Genomic DNA, 15,683 nt, shown 5'->3' on the forward strand with positions numbered 1-15,683 from the left:
TATTATTACATTTTATGAAATATAAACGGAAGAATTGATCAGGCAAAAAATATTCCTTTTCGTTATTATTGCGAAAATTTCATGCCGTAACGATAAAAATTAGTTATCAGTTAAAATAACAGACGACGTCCGCTTTTTCTATTGTAATGTTGGCAAGCGAGCTACGGTGTGCCAAAAGGCGCCATCACAAATAGGTTAAGGTTTTCATAACAAAAGGTCACATTGTGGAAATATTGATCTTCCTCATGTGCATGTCAGTCAATTCAGTGTGGAACTAAGGGGACGGACCATGAGCGTCTTCGCGCCGATGCAAGGTAATTTCTCATCCATGACAGAAAATGAGCATTGCAAGTCGCAAGATGTGGCGTCTGAGCAGGATACTGTAGTGGTGCAAAAAGGTTGGCAATTAGCCGCAAAACGGTTTCTCGACGTCCTGGCAGCGTCCTTTTTGTTGCTTTTTACTCTGCCTGTGCTGGCCATTATTGGCTGTTTGGTGCGTAAAGACGGCGGCCCAGTTTTTTATGGCCATGAGCGCATCGGCCAGAATGGCGTTCCTTTCAAATGCTATAAATTCCGCTCGATGGTCGTTGACTCTGCATCCGCCCTGGAGCGTCTTCTTGCTACTGATCCTCAGGCTCGGAAAGAGTGGGAGGCGACCCGTAAACTGACGCGCGATCCACGGATCACGCTCGTCGGACGCGTGCTGCGCAAAAGTAGCCTTGATGAAATTCCTCAGCTCTTCAATGTGTTGAAGGGGGATATGAGCCTTGTCGGTCCGCGTCCCGTCGTTTCAAAAGAACTGGAATATTATGGTCCGGCAGCCCGCTATTATGCAGCCGTCCGTCCCGGCATTACCGGCCTTTGGCAGATCAGCGGTCGAAGCGATACCACTTATGCAGAGCGTGTTGCGCTTGATTCCCAGTATGTCAAGAAATGGAATCTGAAGCTCGACATCCTTATTCTGCTCAAAACTCTACCGGCTGTTCTGCTGCAGAAAGGGGCCCGGTAAAGCAATTGTTTTTTATTGTGGGCAGGATGCTGCCGCGGAACCTTCTGCCGCATGCTTGCTTAAGATGTGATAGTTTTACGTCTAATTCCCTTCGTATATCTTGCTTTGTGGATTCCCCGCGATGAATGCCGTTCAGCTTCCTGCGTTAGATGGACCGTCGGCGCCAGCGCCAGATCCTTCCCACGTTTCACCTGTGAAGGTGTTCGACATCATCCGCCGCCGTAAAAAGCTGGTGTTGTTGGTGATGCTCGGCATCAGTATTCCGGCAACGGCGGGCATTCTCACGCTGAAACCCTATTACGATTCAGTCGCGTCTCTGATGATCGGAACACGCCAGGCGCAGTTCCGTGACCTTCAGGCGACACAGGGTTCGCTGGATGTCGATACGGTCGCCATCAATACCGAGGTTGGCGTTCTCAAAAGCCCTGCCATAGCAGCCGCGGTCGCTGAGCGGCTGAACTTGGTGGATGATCCTTATTATAAGGCAAAAATGGATGCGGTCCCGCTCAAGGCGCGGGTTACGAAATGGATTTTGCAAAAGCTGGGCAAAGCGCAGCCGGAAGTGCCGCTGACACCGCAGCAGAAGTTACAGGTCGTGCGCGATCTGCTCACGCAGAACATCACGATTCTCAATGACGGTCGTTCTTACCTCATCACCCTGAATGCGAGCACCGGCCGCGCCGATCTGAGCGCCAATATAGCCAACGCTTTTGCTGACGTTTATCTGGACTTCAAGCGTCATATGAAGATTGCCGCCACATGGCGGGCCAATGGTCTTCTTGACGAGCAGATCGTCCCCTTGCGCCAGCGTCTTCAAAAAGCAGAACAGGCGGTTGAGCAGTATCGGGAGCAAAACGGCCTTATTGCCGCTGAAATAGATCATTCTGGCAGTGCGAATGCGCCTTCTGGCATTACCGTTGCGGACCAGCAGCTTGTTGAAACCAACCGGGCTCTGATTGCGGCGCAGGCTGATCTCGAAGAGAAGCGCGCGCGTGCGGCTCAGGTGCGCACAGGTGCAGGCAGCTCAAGCGATGTTCTGTCATCTCCTCTTGTGCAGCAGCTTGTGGCTCAGGAGGCGGGGCTTAATGCCCGCGTTGCCAGTCTCGCCAGCACGGCGGGGGATGCTAATCCGGAACTGATGGCTGCCCGGGCTGCGGCTGCGCATGTGCGGGACCAGATTGCTCAGGCGACATCTCGAATATCGACAAGCACGGATAAGGATCTACACGGCGCGGAAAGTCGTGTGGCCGCTCTGGCTGCTAAGGTGGATCAGCTCCAGGCGCATGTTGCCAGAGAAAATCAGGCCAATGTGACGCTGAAACAGCTTGAGAGCGAGGCGGCGGCGGCACGGGCAGTCTATCAGGATTATCTGGGTCGTTATGCCCAGACATCCACCGAAGCCACCCTGCAGGAACCTGAAGCGGAACTCATCAGTCGTGCCGAACAACCGATTGGCATTTCAGGTCCGCCGAAATCCCGCTTTATTCTGATTGCCATCATATTCTCAGGTCTTGTCGGCGTTGGCGTAGCCCTGCTGCGGGATCGTATGCAGAGCGGCATTCGCGAAGCCGATGAAATAGACACGGTGCCCGGCCTGTTCAGTCTCGGGGTGCTGCCAACTTTCAGCGGTTCCCTGACCGACCTCTATCAGGTGCCGGCAAAACCTTCGATCTATGTGGAAATGGTCGAAGCCGTAAGGACGATCCTTTCGTTTGGTCGGAGTCGGTTCAGAGCGAAGACGGTGGTCATCACGTCGGCTGGTCCAGAGGAAGGCAAAACCGTCCTCGCACTCTCTCTCGCTGGCAACACCGGTCGGGCAGGAAAGAAAGCCCTGATCCTTGACTGTGACACGCGCGGGCCATCTGCTCTCGACGTTGTTCGCAACAGCCGGGGAAGTAATCGGGCTAGTCTGAACAAGGCTATCGTTGCGCGCCTTGAGAAGCATGAACTGACGCGCAATGTGTTGCCGGGCGTCGACGTCATGACGCTGGCGGGCTGGAAATCACCTAACGACCGGATGATTCCCCCTTCGGTCATCAAGCATGTGCTCGCGGACCTGAGCCCTCACTACGACATGATCATTCTTGATACACCGCCACTTCTCGCATTCCCCGACGCGGCTGTCCTGTCCCATGAGACAGACGGTATCGTGTTGGTTGCGAAGTGGGGAGAAACCACGACGAGTGATCTGAAGGGTGCGATGCGTCAGCTTGCGACTTACGATGCCCGTGCTCTGGGTTGCATCCTGACGCAGGTGCCAATTGGTGCCACGGGAGGTTTAAGCGGAGCGCCTCTCCAAGTTTATCGTCATTATGGTGTGCTGGCGTCCTGATATGAATTCTTTACCTTTTGCAATCAACGGCCGTTTCGCGACGCAGCCACTGAGTGGAGTGCAGAGATTCGCGGGTGAAATCACGCGCTCTCTAGCCACAATGAACTGGGACAATCGTGGCCGGCCGGTGCTGTTGACGCCTCAAGGCCGTCTTGCTGAAACATTTCCCGCCAATCTTGAGATCCGATCCTATGGCCGACTGCATGGTCAGGCTTGGGAGCAGTTTGAACTGCCGCGCGCGGCAAAAGGCCGTTACCTTCTGAATCTTGGAAATACGGCGCCTGTTCTCAAGAATGATCAGTTGGTTGTGTTGCACGATGCAGCTGTCTTTGCGCAGCCGGCTGGATATTCCTGGAAGTTCCGGTTGTGGTATAAAATTCTGCAATCGCTGCTGTGCCGCACGAAAACCCGTATCGTAACAATTTCTCGTTTTTCGCGTGACGAACTTGCGCGTCATCTTTCCATTGATCCGGGTCGCATCGCTGTCATTCCAGAAGGTGGAGAACATATTGCCCGTTTGACGCCGGACACTTCCATTCTTGAACGCCATAATCTGACCGGAAAGCCCTTCGTGCTGGCGGTGGGAAATCTGGCGCGGCATAAAAATCTGGCCGGACTGGGTGCGCTGGCCCGGAAGTTGGGTGAGAAAAATATTCCACTCGTTATCAGTGGCGGTTTCAACCCGGCTGTATTTGCTGAATCAGCGCCTTTGCCTCAGCCTGCTCTTTATGTCGGCCGCGTGTCGGACGAAGAGCTGCGGGCACTGTATGGAGCGGCCTCCTGCTTCGTGTTCCCGTCTTTTTACGAGGGTTTCGGTCTTCCTGCCGTGGAAGCCATGGCGTGCGGATGTCCTGTGGTGGCAGCGTCAATTCCCGCTCTTGAAGAAGTATGTGGTGAAGCGGCACTTTTTGCGAGTCCGTTTGATCAGGAAGCGATCAGTCGTTCCGTTTTTGAAATACTTGAAAATCAGGATGTTGCGCAGAAACTTAAGGAAAAAGGGCTGGATCGCGCCAAGTCTTTTACTTGGGATGAAGCCGCGCGGCAGTTGGTCGGAATTGCAAACGAGGGGAGTCTGTGACGATGACACGGATGCTGAAGTCTGCCTTGTTTGTATGCTTTCTGCTTGTAACGACAGGAGCCAATGCTCAGGAATTTTCTGATGACAGCGTTCTAGATTCAACGAACGAGATTTTGCCGATACGCAAAACAGCGAAAATGCCCGTTCTCTGGTGCAGCGCAGCCAATCCTGACCGGGGGGAATTCTATCTTAGCCAGTTGCGTCGTATGAAATCGACATCACCCGTCGTCATCGGATCAGTCAGTGGTCATTTTGCCCAGACAGTGAATGCCCGTTTTGGCATGCACCTCGCAATGAACATGAACCATTGTAATGTCTTCCGGAGCGCCACTACGGCCTCCGCCGCACGCGCCACCGCTATTGCACGGGCAAAAAAACAGGCTCTCGTTGTGCGCGATCCGGGTATTTTCTAAATGTTTTTGAGAATGATGGGTATTCGTTCAGAAGTGTCGGCCTTCACCGTAGCAGTGCGAGGCCGCAGGTGATGATGAATCCCCATAATCCAAGACCGAGTGTGGCCCCAAGAAAAATTCCGCGTGCTGATGCAAGCTTCGGATCCTTGCGTGCATCGCCCGCGCTTTCTCTCCGGCCATTAAAGGGAGGACTGCTTATGCTGCTTGAACTGAACATTGTAAGTACGCTTTTCCCATTGAGCCCTGCACCATTACCAGTGACATAAGGTTGTAAATTTTTTCTGAATGTAGCTGTCAGACCATATCCTTTAACTGACCCTTTGCAGGGTAAAATTTTTCTCTATTCCCCAACATTGAGGAGAGACGACGTGAGTGAACCAAATTCGGTGCCAAAAGTAGCAATCGTTCATGAATGGCTCGAAAGTTACGCTGGCTCTGAAAGAGTGGTTGGTGAATTACTTAACGTCTTTCCCGAAGCTAAAGTTTTCTCGGTTGTAGATTTTCTTCCTCAGAAAGAACGTTTCTTTCTTGGAAACCGTAAGGTCACGACCAGTTTTATTCAGAAATTGCCTTTCGCACGGAAGCATTTTCGCAACTATCTTGGTCTTATGCCAATCGCTGTCGAGCAGTTCGACCTCAGTGGTTTCGATCTGATCTTCTCCAGCAATCATGCCGTTGCCAAAGGCATCATCACCGGGCCGGACCAGTATCACATCAGCTACGTTCATTCGCCGATGCGATATGCATGGGACATGCAGGCAGCCTATCTGCAACAGAGTGGTCTTACACATGGCCTGAAGGGCCTTTTCGTGCGGTGGCTTCTTCATCGCCTGAGAAACTGGGATGTTCGCTCCGCGACGGGTGTGGATGTGTTTGTCGCTAATTCCCGTTACATCGCCCGTCGTATTCGCAAGGTGTATCGCCGCGATGCGCTGGTCATTCATCCGCCAGTCGATACGGATGAATTTGTGCCACCACAGCAACCAGCATCACGGAAAACATATCTCATCGCCGGGCGGCAGGTGCCTTACAAACGGGTTGATCTGATTGTTGATGCCTTCCGGCGTATGCCGGAGCATACGCTGGTGGTTGCAGGGGACGGCCCCGAGAACGAAAAAATCCGTGCGTTGGCCGCTGGTGCGCCCAATATCATTCTCCGTGGAAAAGTGCCGCACAGCGAACTGCTTTCTCTCATGCAGAATGCCCGGGCTTTTGTCTTCGCTTCTGAAGAGGATTTCGGCATCACACTTGTAGAAGCACAGGCCTGCGGAACGCCTCTCATCTGCTTTGGCCGAGGCGGCGCTCTGGATATTGTCAGGGAACAGGGGGATCCGGAAGGGCAGACTGGTGTGCTGTTCAATCAACAGACACCTGAAGCCGTGATTGAGGCCGTAAAGCAGTTTGAAGCGGTAAGAGATTCAATTACTGCCGAGCAATGTCGCGAAAACGCTCTGAAGTTTTCCAAAGAGGCGTTCCGCACGCATATTCGTGATCTCGCCACCAAGGTTCTTTCGGAAGCCGATTAGAAAGATAAACCGCGATCTTACAGACTAGGGACAGAATATTTTCCCCAATCTGTGGGGTGGCGCCCTCATGCGACCACCCTCAACGGTGGGCGCTAATTGAAATGCCGGATATGTGTGAGAGACATCATTGCCAGCTTCATCATGCGTATCTAGTTAAAACAACGGTGACCAGTAATACTTGATGGGTAATATAAACGTTCTTCTCGGTCCTATTAGTGACTTTGCCGATCAAGCTGTTCTCACACCAATCGAACTTGCTGTCTGCGTGGCACTTTTCCTTTTTGGACGCACCAGAGACGCTCTTGTCTGGAGTTGCGTTGTCGCTGGCGGCGTTTTTGTTATCTGTGTCCTGAAACTCTGGTGTGAACGCTGTGGCATTCCCAGTCATCGCGTTCTTTACAGTCCGAGTGGCCACACTTTCGGTGGGACTCTCGTCTATGGCGGCCTACTGGCGCTTTTCTGTCGTCAGAAATGGGTTGTTCTGGCGGGAAGTATTTTTCTGGCTGTCCTGTTCGGTGCGACACGCGTCGCATTGGGAGTGCATACAACGGTTGAGACCATTGTCGGTGGGTTTGTCGGGCTTGCCGGAGTAGGCGTTCTGTATGCTTTATTGAAGCGGTCATCATCGCCTCCCTCCCTGAGGGTGAAGGCTGTGACATTGATGATCGTTGCCGTGTTAGGATTTTCTTTGCACGGTTACCGCCTCGGCGTGGAGGGGTGGCTGCAACGCACAGCTCTTGTTCTGGGTGACCATCTCGCCTGTCAGTCAGACGTATGAAGCGAAAGCGCGCGCCAGTTCTTCGTAAATAGGCTTCTTGAAACCGACATTCAGCGTTGTCAGAGCGCTGAGCGGCACCCATTTCCAGGCATCAAATTCCTGATGGGCGTCGAGATCCAGCCGTATCTCGCTTTCAGGACCAATAAAGCGCAGTGCATACCATTTCTGCGTCTGGCCACGATATCGTCCCTTGAGAGCCTTCCCAATGAGTTCTGCTGGAAGATCGTAACTCAGCCATTCGGGGTGTTCACCCTGCAGAGTGAGTGAGGTCATCCCTGTTTCTTCGGCGACTTCGCGGAACACAGCCTTATCTGTTGCTTCGTCGACATCAATGCCGCCCTGAGGGCATTGCCACACACCGTCATCCGGTCCTCCACCGGCTCCGGGCATATCCGTGCGTCGGGCAACAAAGACCTCACCCTTCTGGTTGAAGATGACCGCCCCCACATTGCGGCGATAGGGCAGGGAGGCGGCTGCAATCAAAGCTTCTTCTCTCATGTGATTATTATCAGTGCGCATCCTGTTGTGGAGGAGGCAGAGGAGCAGCAGTCACTGCACGCTTGCCCGATGCTGCGCCAACTTTTTCTTCGGCTATGGAAGGCGAAGACCCGGGTGGGACAACCACATGCAGCATTCGACTTTGAGACACACTTGGTCTGGAAATGTCATTACGGGAAAGCGCGCTGACCGGAACCAGCGAAACGCCCTGAGATGCGAGTGAGTGGACCCATTCATTCATCCGTTGAAGCAGAACAGGCCGCATGGGACCGGCAACAGCAATGGCCGATCCTCTTGATTTCGCGAGGGCAACCAGACGTGCCAATTGTCCGTCCACTCCTGTTGCATCTGCGTTGGTGTCCAGTGTCATGGAAGCATCACCGCCCATCACGGAGCCGGGTCTCTGCGCACCCGGTGTGGCGTTCAGGTAAAGCAGGCCGCGACTGTCCAGTTCATGTGCAACGAGTGAAAAGTCAGGAGATTGAGCGTAGGCGTCTCCATCCAGTCCGGAAAAGGCGTTGGTGACACCGACATATCCATTGAAACGGGACAATGCCCATTCCAGATTTTCCTTGTCCTGAGCCGTCGAATGGTCGTAGCCCAGCGCACGGGGACCTTCGTCATCCATGGGAGCCGTCGATGGCTGCATGGGGAGCGACAGGAAAATCTCGTGACCGCGCTGACGGGCTACTTCGGCGAGTGGCTTCCGCGCAGGCGCATAGGCCGGCACTGCAAACGAGACGGATGCTGGCAGATTGCGTGCTGCGTTCAGGCTCATTTCTTCCGACAGACCGAAACCGTCCAGCAGAATGGCGATCCGTGCGTTTCCCTCTGGAACAGAGGGAACGGCTGCTGCGTAAATGTTCCGGGGCAGTTCACCATTCGGCCCACGCTTGGGAAGGCTGTGACCTGGATCATTGGCCACAGGCTCCAGCATGTCGGGACGTGGAGGCGAGATTGGTGGCACACCCGGCGTGACTTCCGAGATGGAAGCCGTGTCCTGATCTGCGTCGTTGGCGGTAGATTCTGGTGCTGCAGGGGGTGTCGCTACCGGGGCCGCTTCTGGCGTGGGCTGCTGCTTTTCCGCGCCTGCTGAGGGGGCAGGAAGCGTCCTTTGATGGTGGAATAGTGAAACCACCTGCAGACCAAGTCCACAAAGCAGCGCCGCAGCGGAAACGCCCCCCCAGAACCGGACAAACAGTCGTCCGTTGGACGGCATGCGTTCCCACATGGAAGCAGCCGTCGCTGCGCCCGAAGTCGAAAGATGTGGACTGTCGTTAGTGATGGGGGGCCTCATTCTTTTCAGGTGCGGCTGGTTTTGACGGATGCTGCACAGGCGGAAGAGATGCCACTGGATCTGGCGCGGCAATGCCCGCCATGCTGCGTGCCAGTCGCAGACCTTCCTGCAACTGGAAATCCGTCGAGGGTTTCGTCAGATCGAAGGCAGGCCAGTTTTCTGGCGGCTCATCCGGAATGTTCTTTGCAAGAGCAGGAAGATCCGAGCGTGCCGGGGGCTTGGTCTGGTTCCCGCCCTGATTTTTCAGGATATGGGACAGATCGGCCTCACGGATGCTGAAGACGGGATCTTCGCGGCTTTCCTTCACCACCACATCAGGGGCAATGCCAAGTCCCTGAATGGAGCGACCGGATGGGGTATAATAACGCGCCGTTGTCAGGCGGATGGCGCCATTGCCGGGGATCGGCATGATGGTCTGCACCGATCCCTTGCCGAAGGTCTTGGTGCCGAGCAGAACGGCGCGATGATGGTCCTGCAACGCACCGGAAACGATTTCACTGGCGGAAGCAGAGCCACCGTTGATCAGCACGACAATCGGCATGTTGTCGGTGATGTCAGAGCCGTTCGCATCCCACCGCTGGCTATCTTTCGGGTGACGAGCCCGGGTAGAGACAATTTCACCACTGCGGATGAAGGCCGATGAGACATCGATCGCCTGCGTTAGCAGGCCACCCGGATCGTTGCGCAGATCCAGTACGAGACCGCCGGTCAGTTTGCCGCCAGCTTTCTTCGTCAGGTCGTTATAGGCTGCCTTGAGCTGCTGGCCGGTTTCCTCGGTAAACTGCGGAATGCGGATATATCCCGTCTTGTCATACAGCTCCGCGCGGATCTTCTCGATCTGGATGATGTCGCGGGTCAGCGTGACGACAATCGGCTTGGTGGTCTTGGCGCGAATGATCGTCAGGGTGATCTTCGTGTTCGGCTTGCCGCGCATCTTCTCGACGGCATCGTTCAGCGGTGCGCCGTCAATGTTGTGGCCATCAATGGCGACGATGTAGTCACCGGGTTTGATCCCGGCCTTCCATGCTGGCGTGCCGTCGATGGGAGAAACGACGCGCACATGTCCGTCCTCTCCCTGCACCTCAAGACCAAGCCCGCCAAACTTGCCGGTCGTCTGGACCTGCATGTCCGCATACTGCTTCTCGGTCATGTAGGAACTATGGGGGTCGAGGCCGCTCAGCATGCCGTTCAGCGCATTGGTGATCAGATCACGGTCAGAGACGGGATCGACATAATTCGCGCGGACGAGATCGAAGATGCTCCCGAAGAGGGTCAGCAGCTTGTACGTTTCCGCGTGGTTGTTCGCGGCATCCTTGGACGCAGCCGGGGCGGCCTCGGCATGAGCGCGGGCGATGAAATCATAGTGCCCATGCGGGTTTGAAAGGGCAGACGCAGCCGTCAGTCCGCACAGAACCGGGACTCCGAACAGTAAGGCAGTGCGGAACTTCATATAACGCGGTCTCCTGTTACCTGACGCTCTCCGGTGGCGTTCAGGTCCTTTCTCTTTCGGCTCGAATCGTCCCTGTCGGCACGCATGATCGGATGATGTTCTTACCAAAATGAATATTGCCCTCTTAGCCGCTTATCGCGCCTGCGAAAACCGCTTCCGCCAAATTGCCGTTCCGGTCAGAGTAACTGCCTTGGATTGACGGATCGTGTGCCGTTCCGAAGCTGGACGAGAAGGTTTCCGCCACCCGCTGGCATGGACCCCACCGCGGCGCCTTTCGCCAGGCTCTGGCCGGGTGCGACATTGAGGTTTCCAAGCCCTGCCAGAACGAAACGATATCCGCGCCCGCAGTTGAGAATGAGCATCTGGCCATAACTGCGAAAGGGAGACGCGAACTCGACAGTTCCCGCGCAGGGGGCTCTCACACCGCTTCCACTGGAAGCAGCGTAGGTGTTTCCTGAAGCCGTTCCTGTATCGGTTGATTGGCCCCATGTCGTGAGAAGGTGCCCTGTAACGATTCCATCTCCCCCACGACCGGAAACAGGAAGGGAAGGTGGAGGCGCCACATCCTGCTGCTTCGTCACGCGGCCTGCTGACCGGGCGGCGGCGGCCTGCACCCGTCTTTGCGCCTCTGCCGCTTCCCGTGCCTTGCGGGCGGCGCGTTCAGCCATCTCAGCCTCCCGCCTGAGCTGCTCCATGGCGGCTGCCTCGGCGGCCAGAACACCATTCAGCTCCGCCTGTAATGCGCGTTGTCTGGCAGATTCCTGCGCGACATTCGCAGAAGCCTGTTTTGCGGCCATGTTCGACTGGATCTGGGCGTCCCGCGCTGCATTGGCCTGTTTCACCAGTTCAGCCCGTTGCAGACTCTGACTTTTTTCCAGAGAGGCGAGCTCGTCCATTCTGCTCGAAAGCAGCGCGTTGATGTTGGTGAGGTCCTTCTGGCGCGCCCGGAGATCTTCCGCTCTCTGTTCCAGTGTTCCGGCCATTCCCCGCACCACGAGAAGCCCGCGAACGACGTCTTCCGTGGGCGCGGATGTCGTCAGCAGAACATCCATCGGATAGAGGGAAAGCCGCTGAGCCACAGGGAGGAGCGGTGCAAGGGCATGCGCGTCGGCCATCAGGTCCATGCTCGCTTCCTGCTGCCGCGCCTGCAGATCGTCCACCTGAGCCAGCAACTCCTCCTGCCGCAGTTCCGTATTCTGAAGCGCTGCGGCCGCCGCGACTGTGGCGGATGAAAGTGCGACAGCATGGGAGTGGTCTTCCGATGCTTTTGCCGCCGCACTCTCTTTCTGCCGCTGCGCCTGCGACAGTTTCGCCGCTTCTTCGGCTGTGGCGGCTCTCAGCGCTGCTTCCCGGTTACGGGCAGCCTGAAGAGCCGACATGGAAGAAGAGGACGGGGTGGTCGCGTGTTTTGTGCTCTGCGGAACTGAGTGGTGCGTAGTGTGGTGCTTGCTATGCGAGGTTCCCGCTGCTTGGAGAGGGCAGGTGATTGCCATCCCAAACAGTGCGAACGCGCCTGTCTTCACAGGAAAAATCAGACGCTTGCACGAATGAACCGTCGTTTCTTCTGAACTCACGGTTCCTCGCGCAAGATCACAATGCAAAGCCGCGTGATGATTTAAGCCTCCTTGCCCGAGACGAGAGATTGTCCCGTCATGGCCTGCGGCTGTTTGAGATTCATCAGTTCCAGCAGGGTCGGGGCCAGATCAGCGAGCCGACCGTGGCGAAGTGCAACCTTGCCAGCGCCCAGCAGGACGCAAGGCACTTCATTGAGAGTGTGAGAGGTGTGCGGGCCGCCTGTCTCCGGGTCGGACATCGTCTCGCAGTTACCATGATCGGCTGTCACCAGAAGGGCGCCATTCTGGCGCTTGATCGCTTCGACAATGCGTCCAAGGCCGGTGTCCACGGCTTCCACTGCCTTGATGGCCGCAGAGAGAATGCCTGTGTGCCCGACCATGTCCGGGTTGGCGTAGTTCAGCACGATCAGATCATATTTGCCGCTGTCGATGGCTTCCACCGCGCGGTCGGTCAGTTCGGGCGCGGACATTTCGGGTTGCAGGTCATAGGTCGCGACTTTCGGCGAAGGGACGAGAATACGGTCTTCGCCTTCGAATTTTTCTTCACGGCCGCCGTTCAGGAAGTAGGTGACGTGCGGATATTTTTCCGTCTCCGCCATGCGAAGCTGTTTCCGACCAGCTTCGGCCACCACATCGCCCAGCAGATCACCCAGATCCTGAGGCGGGAACAGCACGGTGATGAGTTTTGCCAGATCGTCGCTGTAACGGGTCATGGCGACAGTTGCCGCGAAGTGCCGGACTGTCTTGCGTTCAAAACCGCTGAAGTTCGGATCGATCAGCGCCGTCAGCAATTCGCGGATACGATCGGCGCGGAAATTGAAGGAAACAATACCGTCACCATCCTTCGCACCCTGATAGTCGCCGATGACAGTCGGAATGACGAATTCATCTGTCACCTTGCTGGCATAGGAGGCGTCCAGCACGTCAAGCGGAGAAAGGGCGTGAGGACCATCAGTGGCGGTGATGACATCATAGACCTTTGAAACACGCTCCCAGCGATTGTCGCGGTCCATGGCATAATAACGACCCGATACTGTCGCGATCTTCACGGTGTCGGGTAGCTGCTTCATAAGAATTTCGAGATATTCCCGACCGGATTGGGGCGGGGTGTCGCGTCCGTCGGTGAAGATGTGCAACGCAACAGGCAATCCGGCATCAGTCAGGATACGGGCGAGGCCAACTGCGTGATCCTGATGCGCATGCACGCCGCCGGGCGAAATCAGCCCCATGAGGTGACACGTGCCACCCGTTTTTTTCATGGTCTCGATGAAGGTGGACAGGACCGGGTTCTTTGCCAGTTCACCATTCCGCAGCGCCGTGCTGATGCGGGGCAGTTCCTGCATGACGACACGACCCGCGCCGATATTCAGGTGACCGACTTCCGAGTTGCCCATCTGCCCATCCGGAAGACCGACATCCTCTCCGCTCGTATCGAGAAAAGTGTGCGGATATTGTTCCCAGAGGCTATCAAACGTGGGCGTGGAAGCGAGCCGAACAGCGTTGTCGGACTCATCTTCCCGCCATCCGAAGCCATCGAGAATGGCAAGCATGACAGGGCGGGGTGTGGAGGACGTGGGTGTGGACATTCCGGTTCAGGCCTTCTTCTGGATATGTGCCTTTTGACTCATCCGGAATATGGCACCGCGCGAGGCTCCTTCCAAGTCATCCCCGAGGGTCGTCAGATTGTCTTTTGCGCCCTGCCTGTCGTGCGGGAGGCCTAGTCATCCTTATTGGCCGGTTTTTCCGACTTATCGTCGTCATCCTTGCAGTCATTCGGCCCCGTTATTTTGCCTGACGAAGGAGCATCGCTGGCCGGAAAGGTGCCTTCGCCGGTATCATCCAGAAGTTCGGTGGTCGATTTCGTAGACGAAGTCGTGTTGCAGACTGGATTTTTTTCTTCGCTCATCTTGCGTCTCCTGCAGATGCCGGGGCAGGGTTGACCCGGGCAATAAGGCTACAGACTGCAAACGGAGGTGAGCGTAAGGAGGTTGCGCTTGTCTGGTGATGTCTACACTCACAATGCAGCGAGAAATGATGCAGAGTGTTAACAATGACGCCACCATGCCGATGAGCTTGTTTTTGATAGTCGGATACAAACAGGAAAGCGGCAGCCATGACAAAGAATCCACAGCCTGTTTCGCTCTGCGGAACGCTCTCGCCTGACCAGTTGCGCATCCTACGGGAGCATGGGACCGAACGCCCGGGCTCAAGCCCGCTCAATCATGAAAAACGGAGCGGTCTCTATCTTTGCGCCGGATGCGGTCATCCCCTGTTTTCTTCAGCTACGAAATATGAAAGCGGCAGCGGTTGGCCGTCTTTCTTCCAGCCTCTGCCTGATGCTGTGGAAACACAGACTGATATAAGCCACGGCATGGAACGCACTGAAGTGCATTGCGCGCACTGCAAAGGCCATCTCGGGCATGTTTTCCCAGACGGCCCTCCGCCAACCGGCGCACGTTATTGCATGAATGGTCTCGTGCTGGATTTTCAGCCGGAAACTCCGTAAAATCTTTCGTTTTTCAAGGGTATGTTTTTCGAATGGGTCACAGTTCCGCTCAGAATGTTTTTGTCGTCAAACATCCGCTTGTGCGTCACAAGCTGACCCGGTTGCGGGAGAAAACGACTTCCACCGCAGGTTTCCGACGCCTCGTGCGTGAACTAAGTCTGCTGCTTGCTTATGAAGCGACGCGCGACCTCAAGCTTGAGCCGGTGACAATCGAAACACCGCTGGAGACGATGGAGGGAGAGCAGCTTTCGGGCAAGAAGCTGTGTTTCGTATCGATCCTGCGCGCCGGTAACGGCATCCTCGACGGCATGCTCGACCTCGTTCCTTCGGCCCGGATCGGCCAGATCGGTCTGTTCCGTGACCCGGAAACGTTGGAAGCCGTCGAATATTACATGAAGCTTCCAGAGGATATCGCCAGCCGGGAATGCATTGCGGTCGATCCCATGCTGGCGACGGGCCATAGTGCCGTGGCGGCGATCGACCGCCTCAAGAAAGCCGGGTGCGAGAACATCACTTTCGTCTGCATTCTGGCCACCCCTGAGGGAGTGGACTGTCTAACCTCTGCTCACCCGGATGTCCGTATCATCACCTGTCATATCGATACTGGTCTGGATGATCATGGCTATATCCGTCCCGGACTGGGCGATGCTGGGGACCGGCTTTTCGGTACGAAGTAATATCGTGCCGCAACCGTTGAAGTCTGAAGACCGGGTGTCGTCATGATGCGTCTGATCGCTGTCGGGCGCATGAAGGACGCGAACGAGAAAGCCCTCGTGGGCCGCTACGTCAAACGCCTCAGCCCGTCTCTGACGATCACTGAATTGTCGGATGGACGCGGTAGTCCCGCTGAGATCAAGCGACGGGAAGGGGAGGCGATTATCGCGGCGCTTCCCGATCGCGCTTTTGTCGTGGCCCTCGATCTGGACGGAAAAACACCGACCAGCGAAGCGTTTGCCGCCCAACTCAACGGCTGGATCGAGGAGGGGCAGCAAATCTGCTTTGTGATCGGTGGCGCGGAAGGTCTGGACGCCCCCGTCGTCAAACGTGCCAATGCATTGCTGTCACTGGGTTCCTTTACGTGGCCACACATGCTGGTTCGCATCATGCTTGTGGAGCAGCTCTATCGGGCGCGTGCCATCACCAGTGGGCACCCTTATCATCGCTCCGGACGCCCGTGATTTCGTTCTTTGTGGGGAAGGAGAGTGTCGCTTAAAATAAATAC

General features: G+C 55.8%; 15 protein-coding genes. 9 read left to right on the plus strand and 6 right to left on the minus strand.

Translation table 11 applies throughout. The features are described 5' to 3' along the window. The first annotated feature begins 289 nt into the window (after nt 1-289). The 6 genes from ABF824_RS12305 to ABF824_RS12330 all read left to right on the plus strand — a co-directional run bounded on the left by ABF824_RS12305 (nt 290) and on the right by ABF824_RS12330 (nt 7,136). On the plus strand, nt 290-1,009 hold the full coding sequence (locus tag ABF824_RS12305) for a sugar transferase (RefSeq protein WP_415489321.1): 720 nt from the start codon (nt 290-292) through the stop codon (nt 1,007-1,009). A 121-nt stretch (nt 1,010-1,130) separates the two neighbouring features. Beyond that, on the plus strand, nt 1,131-3,341 hold the full coding sequence (locus ABF824_RS12310; protein WP_415489322.1) for a GumC family protein: 2,211 nt from the start codon (nt 1,131-1,133) through the stop codon (nt 3,339-3,341). A 1-nt stretch (nt 3,342) separates the two neighbouring features. Then, nucleotides 3,343-4,419 (plus strand): glycosyltransferase family 4 protein, encoded by a 1,077-nt coding sequence (locus ABF824_RS12315; RefSeq protein WP_415489323.1) that lies wholly within the window; start codon nt 3,343-3,345, stop codon nt 4,417-4,419. Between the two features lie 2 nt (nt 4,420-4,421). Beyond that, entirely contained in the window at nt 4,422-4,832 is a 411-nt protein-coding gene (locus tag ABF824_RS12320; protein WP_415489324.1) for a hypothetical protein, read from the plus strand. A gap of 368 nt (nt 4,833-5,200) precedes the next feature. Continuing rightward, a complete protein-coding gene (locus tag ABF824_RS12325) occupies nt 5,201-6,358 on the plus strand; it encodes a glycosyltransferase (RefSeq protein WP_415489325.1) in 1,158 nt (385 codons plus the stop codon). A 181-nt stretch (nt 6,359-6,539) separates the two neighbouring features. Further along, a complete protein-coding gene (locus tag ABF824_RS12330; protein ID WP_415489326.1) occupies nt 6,540-7,136 on the plus strand; it encodes a phosphatase PAP2 family protein in 597 nt (198 codons plus the stop codon). On the opposite strand, the gene ABF824_RS12335 is transcribed toward ABF824_RS12330, so the two are convergent. The 6 genes from ABF824_RS12335 to ABF824_RS12360 all read right to left on the minus strand — a co-directional run bounded on the left by ABF824_RS12335 (nt 7,125) and on the right by ABF824_RS12360 (nt 13,861). Next, a complete protein-coding gene (locus ABF824_RS12335) occupies nt 7,125-7,619 on the minus strand; it encodes an RNA pyrophosphohydrolase (RefSeq protein WP_415489334.1) in 495 nt (164 codons plus the stop codon). The genes ABF824_RS12330 and ABF824_RS12335 overlap by 12 nt on opposite strands. Nucleotides 7,620-7,644: 25 nt before the next feature. Continuing rightward, nucleotides 7,645-8,931 (minus strand): divergent polysaccharide deacetylase family protein, encoded by a 1,287-nt coding sequence (locus tag ABF824_RS12340; protein WP_415489327.1) that lies wholly within the window; start codon nt 8,929-8,931, stop codon nt 7,645-7,647. After that, nucleotides 8,912-10,381 carry a S41 family peptidase gene (locus tag ABF824_RS12345; protein ID WP_415489328.1) on the minus strand — a complete coding sequence of 490 codons (1,470 nt, stop codon included), beginning with the start codon at nt 10,379-10,381 and terminating at the stop codon, nt 8,912-8,914. The genes ABF824_RS12340 and ABF824_RS12345 overlap by 20 nt, the downstream gene beginning before the upstream one ends. A gap of 176 nt (nt 10,382-10,557) precedes the next feature. Beyond that, a complete protein-coding gene (locus ABF824_RS12350; RefSeq protein ID WP_415489329.1) occupies nt 10,558-11,955 on the minus strand; it encodes a murein hydrolase activator EnvC family protein in 1,398 nt (465 codons plus the stop codon). A 41-nt stretch (nt 11,956-11,996) separates the two neighbouring features. Further along, nucleotides 11,997-13,541 carry a 2,3-bisphosphoglycerate-independent phosphoglycerate mutase gene (gpmI, locus tag ABF824_RS12355; protein WP_415489330.1) on the minus strand — a complete coding sequence of 515 codons (1,545 nt, stop codon included), beginning with the start codon at nt 13,539-13,541 and terminating at the stop codon, nt 11,997-11,999. 131 nt (nt 13,542-13,672) lie between these two features. After that, nucleotides 13,673-13,861, minus strand: coding sequence for a hypothetical protein (locus ABF824_RS12360; protein WP_415489331.1), 189 nt, complete (start codon nt 13,859-13,861; stop codon nt 13,673-13,675). Nucleotides 13,862-14,068: 207 nt separating this feature from the next. On the opposite strand from ABF824_RS12360, the gene msrB reads away from it, so the two are divergent. From msrB to ABF824_RS12375, 3 genes are read left to right on the plus strand one after another with little or no spacing between them, the layout of a single operon-like run. Beyond that, nucleotides 14,069-14,461 (plus strand): peptide-methionine (R)-S-oxide reductase MsrB, encoded by a 393-nt coding sequence (msrB, locus tag ABF824_RS12365; RefSeq protein ID WP_415489332.1) that lies wholly within the window; start codon nt 14,069-14,071, stop codon nt 14,459-14,461. A gap of 32 nt (nt 14,462-14,493) precedes the next feature. Further along, nucleotides 14,494-15,138 (plus strand): uracil phosphoribosyltransferase, encoded by a 645-nt coding sequence (gene upp, locus ABF824_RS12370; protein ID WP_415489333.1) that lies wholly within the window; start codon nt 14,494-14,496, stop codon nt 15,136-15,138. Nucleotides 15,139-15,183: 45 nt separating this feature from the next. Beyond that, on the plus strand, nt 15,184-15,639 hold the full coding sequence (locus tag ABF824_RS12375) for a 23S rRNA (pseudouridine(1915)-N(3))-methyltransferase RlmH (RefSeq protein WP_415489335.1): 456 nt from the start codon (nt 15,184-15,186) through the stop codon (nt 15,637-15,639). Nucleotides 15,640-15,683 lie beyond the last annotated feature (44 nt).

It is taken from the genome of Acetobacter sp. (assembly GCF_047721705.1).
GTDB lineage: Bacteria > Pseudomonadota > Alphaproteobacteria > Acetobacterales > Acetobacteraceae > Acetobacter.

Coding starts and splice junctions, on each gene's coding strand:
- ABF824_RS12305 (WP_415489321.1), top strand. CDS start 290: ATGAGCGTCTTCGCGCCGATGCAAGGTAATTTCTCATCCATGACAGAA.
- ABF824_RS12310 (WP_415489322.1), top strand. CDS start 1,131: ATGAATGCCGTTCAGCTTCCTGCGTTAGATGGACCGTCGGCGCCAGCG.
- ABF824_RS12315 (WP_415489323.1), top strand. CDS start 3,343: ATGAATTCTTTACCTTTTGCAATCAACGGCCGTTTCGCGACGCAGCCA.
- ABF824_RS12320 (WP_415489324.1), top strand. CDS start 4,422: ATGACACGGATGCTGAAGTCTGCCTTGTTTGTATGCTTTCTGCTTGTA.
- ABF824_RS12330 (WP_415489326.1), top strand. CDS start 6,540: ATGGGTAATATAAACGTTCTTCTCGGTCCTATTAGTGACTTTGCCGAT.
- ABF824_RS12340 (WP_415489327.1), bottom strand. CDS start 8,931: ATGAGGCCCCCCATCACTAACGACAGTCCACATCTTTCGACTTCGGGC.
- ABF824_RS12345 (WP_415489328.1), bottom strand. CDS start 10,381: ATGAAGTTCCGCACTGCCTTACTGTTCGGAGTCCCGGTTCTGTGCGGA.
- gpmI (WP_415489330.1), bottom strand. CDS start 13,541: ATGTCCACACCCACGTCCTCCACACCCCGCCCTGTCATGCTTGCCATT.
- ABF824_RS12360 (WP_415489331.1), bottom strand. CDS start 13,861: ATGAGCGAAGAAAAAAATCCAGTCTGCAACACGACTTCGTCTACGAAA.
- msrB (WP_415489332.1), top strand. CDS start 14,069: ATGACAAAGAATCCACAGCCTGTTTCGCTCTGCGGAACGCTCTCGCCT.
- upp (WP_415489333.1), top strand. CDS start 14,494: ATGGGTCACAGTTCCGCTCAGAATGTTTTTGTCGTCAAACATCCGCTT.
- ABF824_RS12375 (WP_415489335.1), top strand. CDS start 15,184: ATGCGTCTGATCGCTGTCGGGCGCATGAAGGACGCGAACGAGAAAGCC.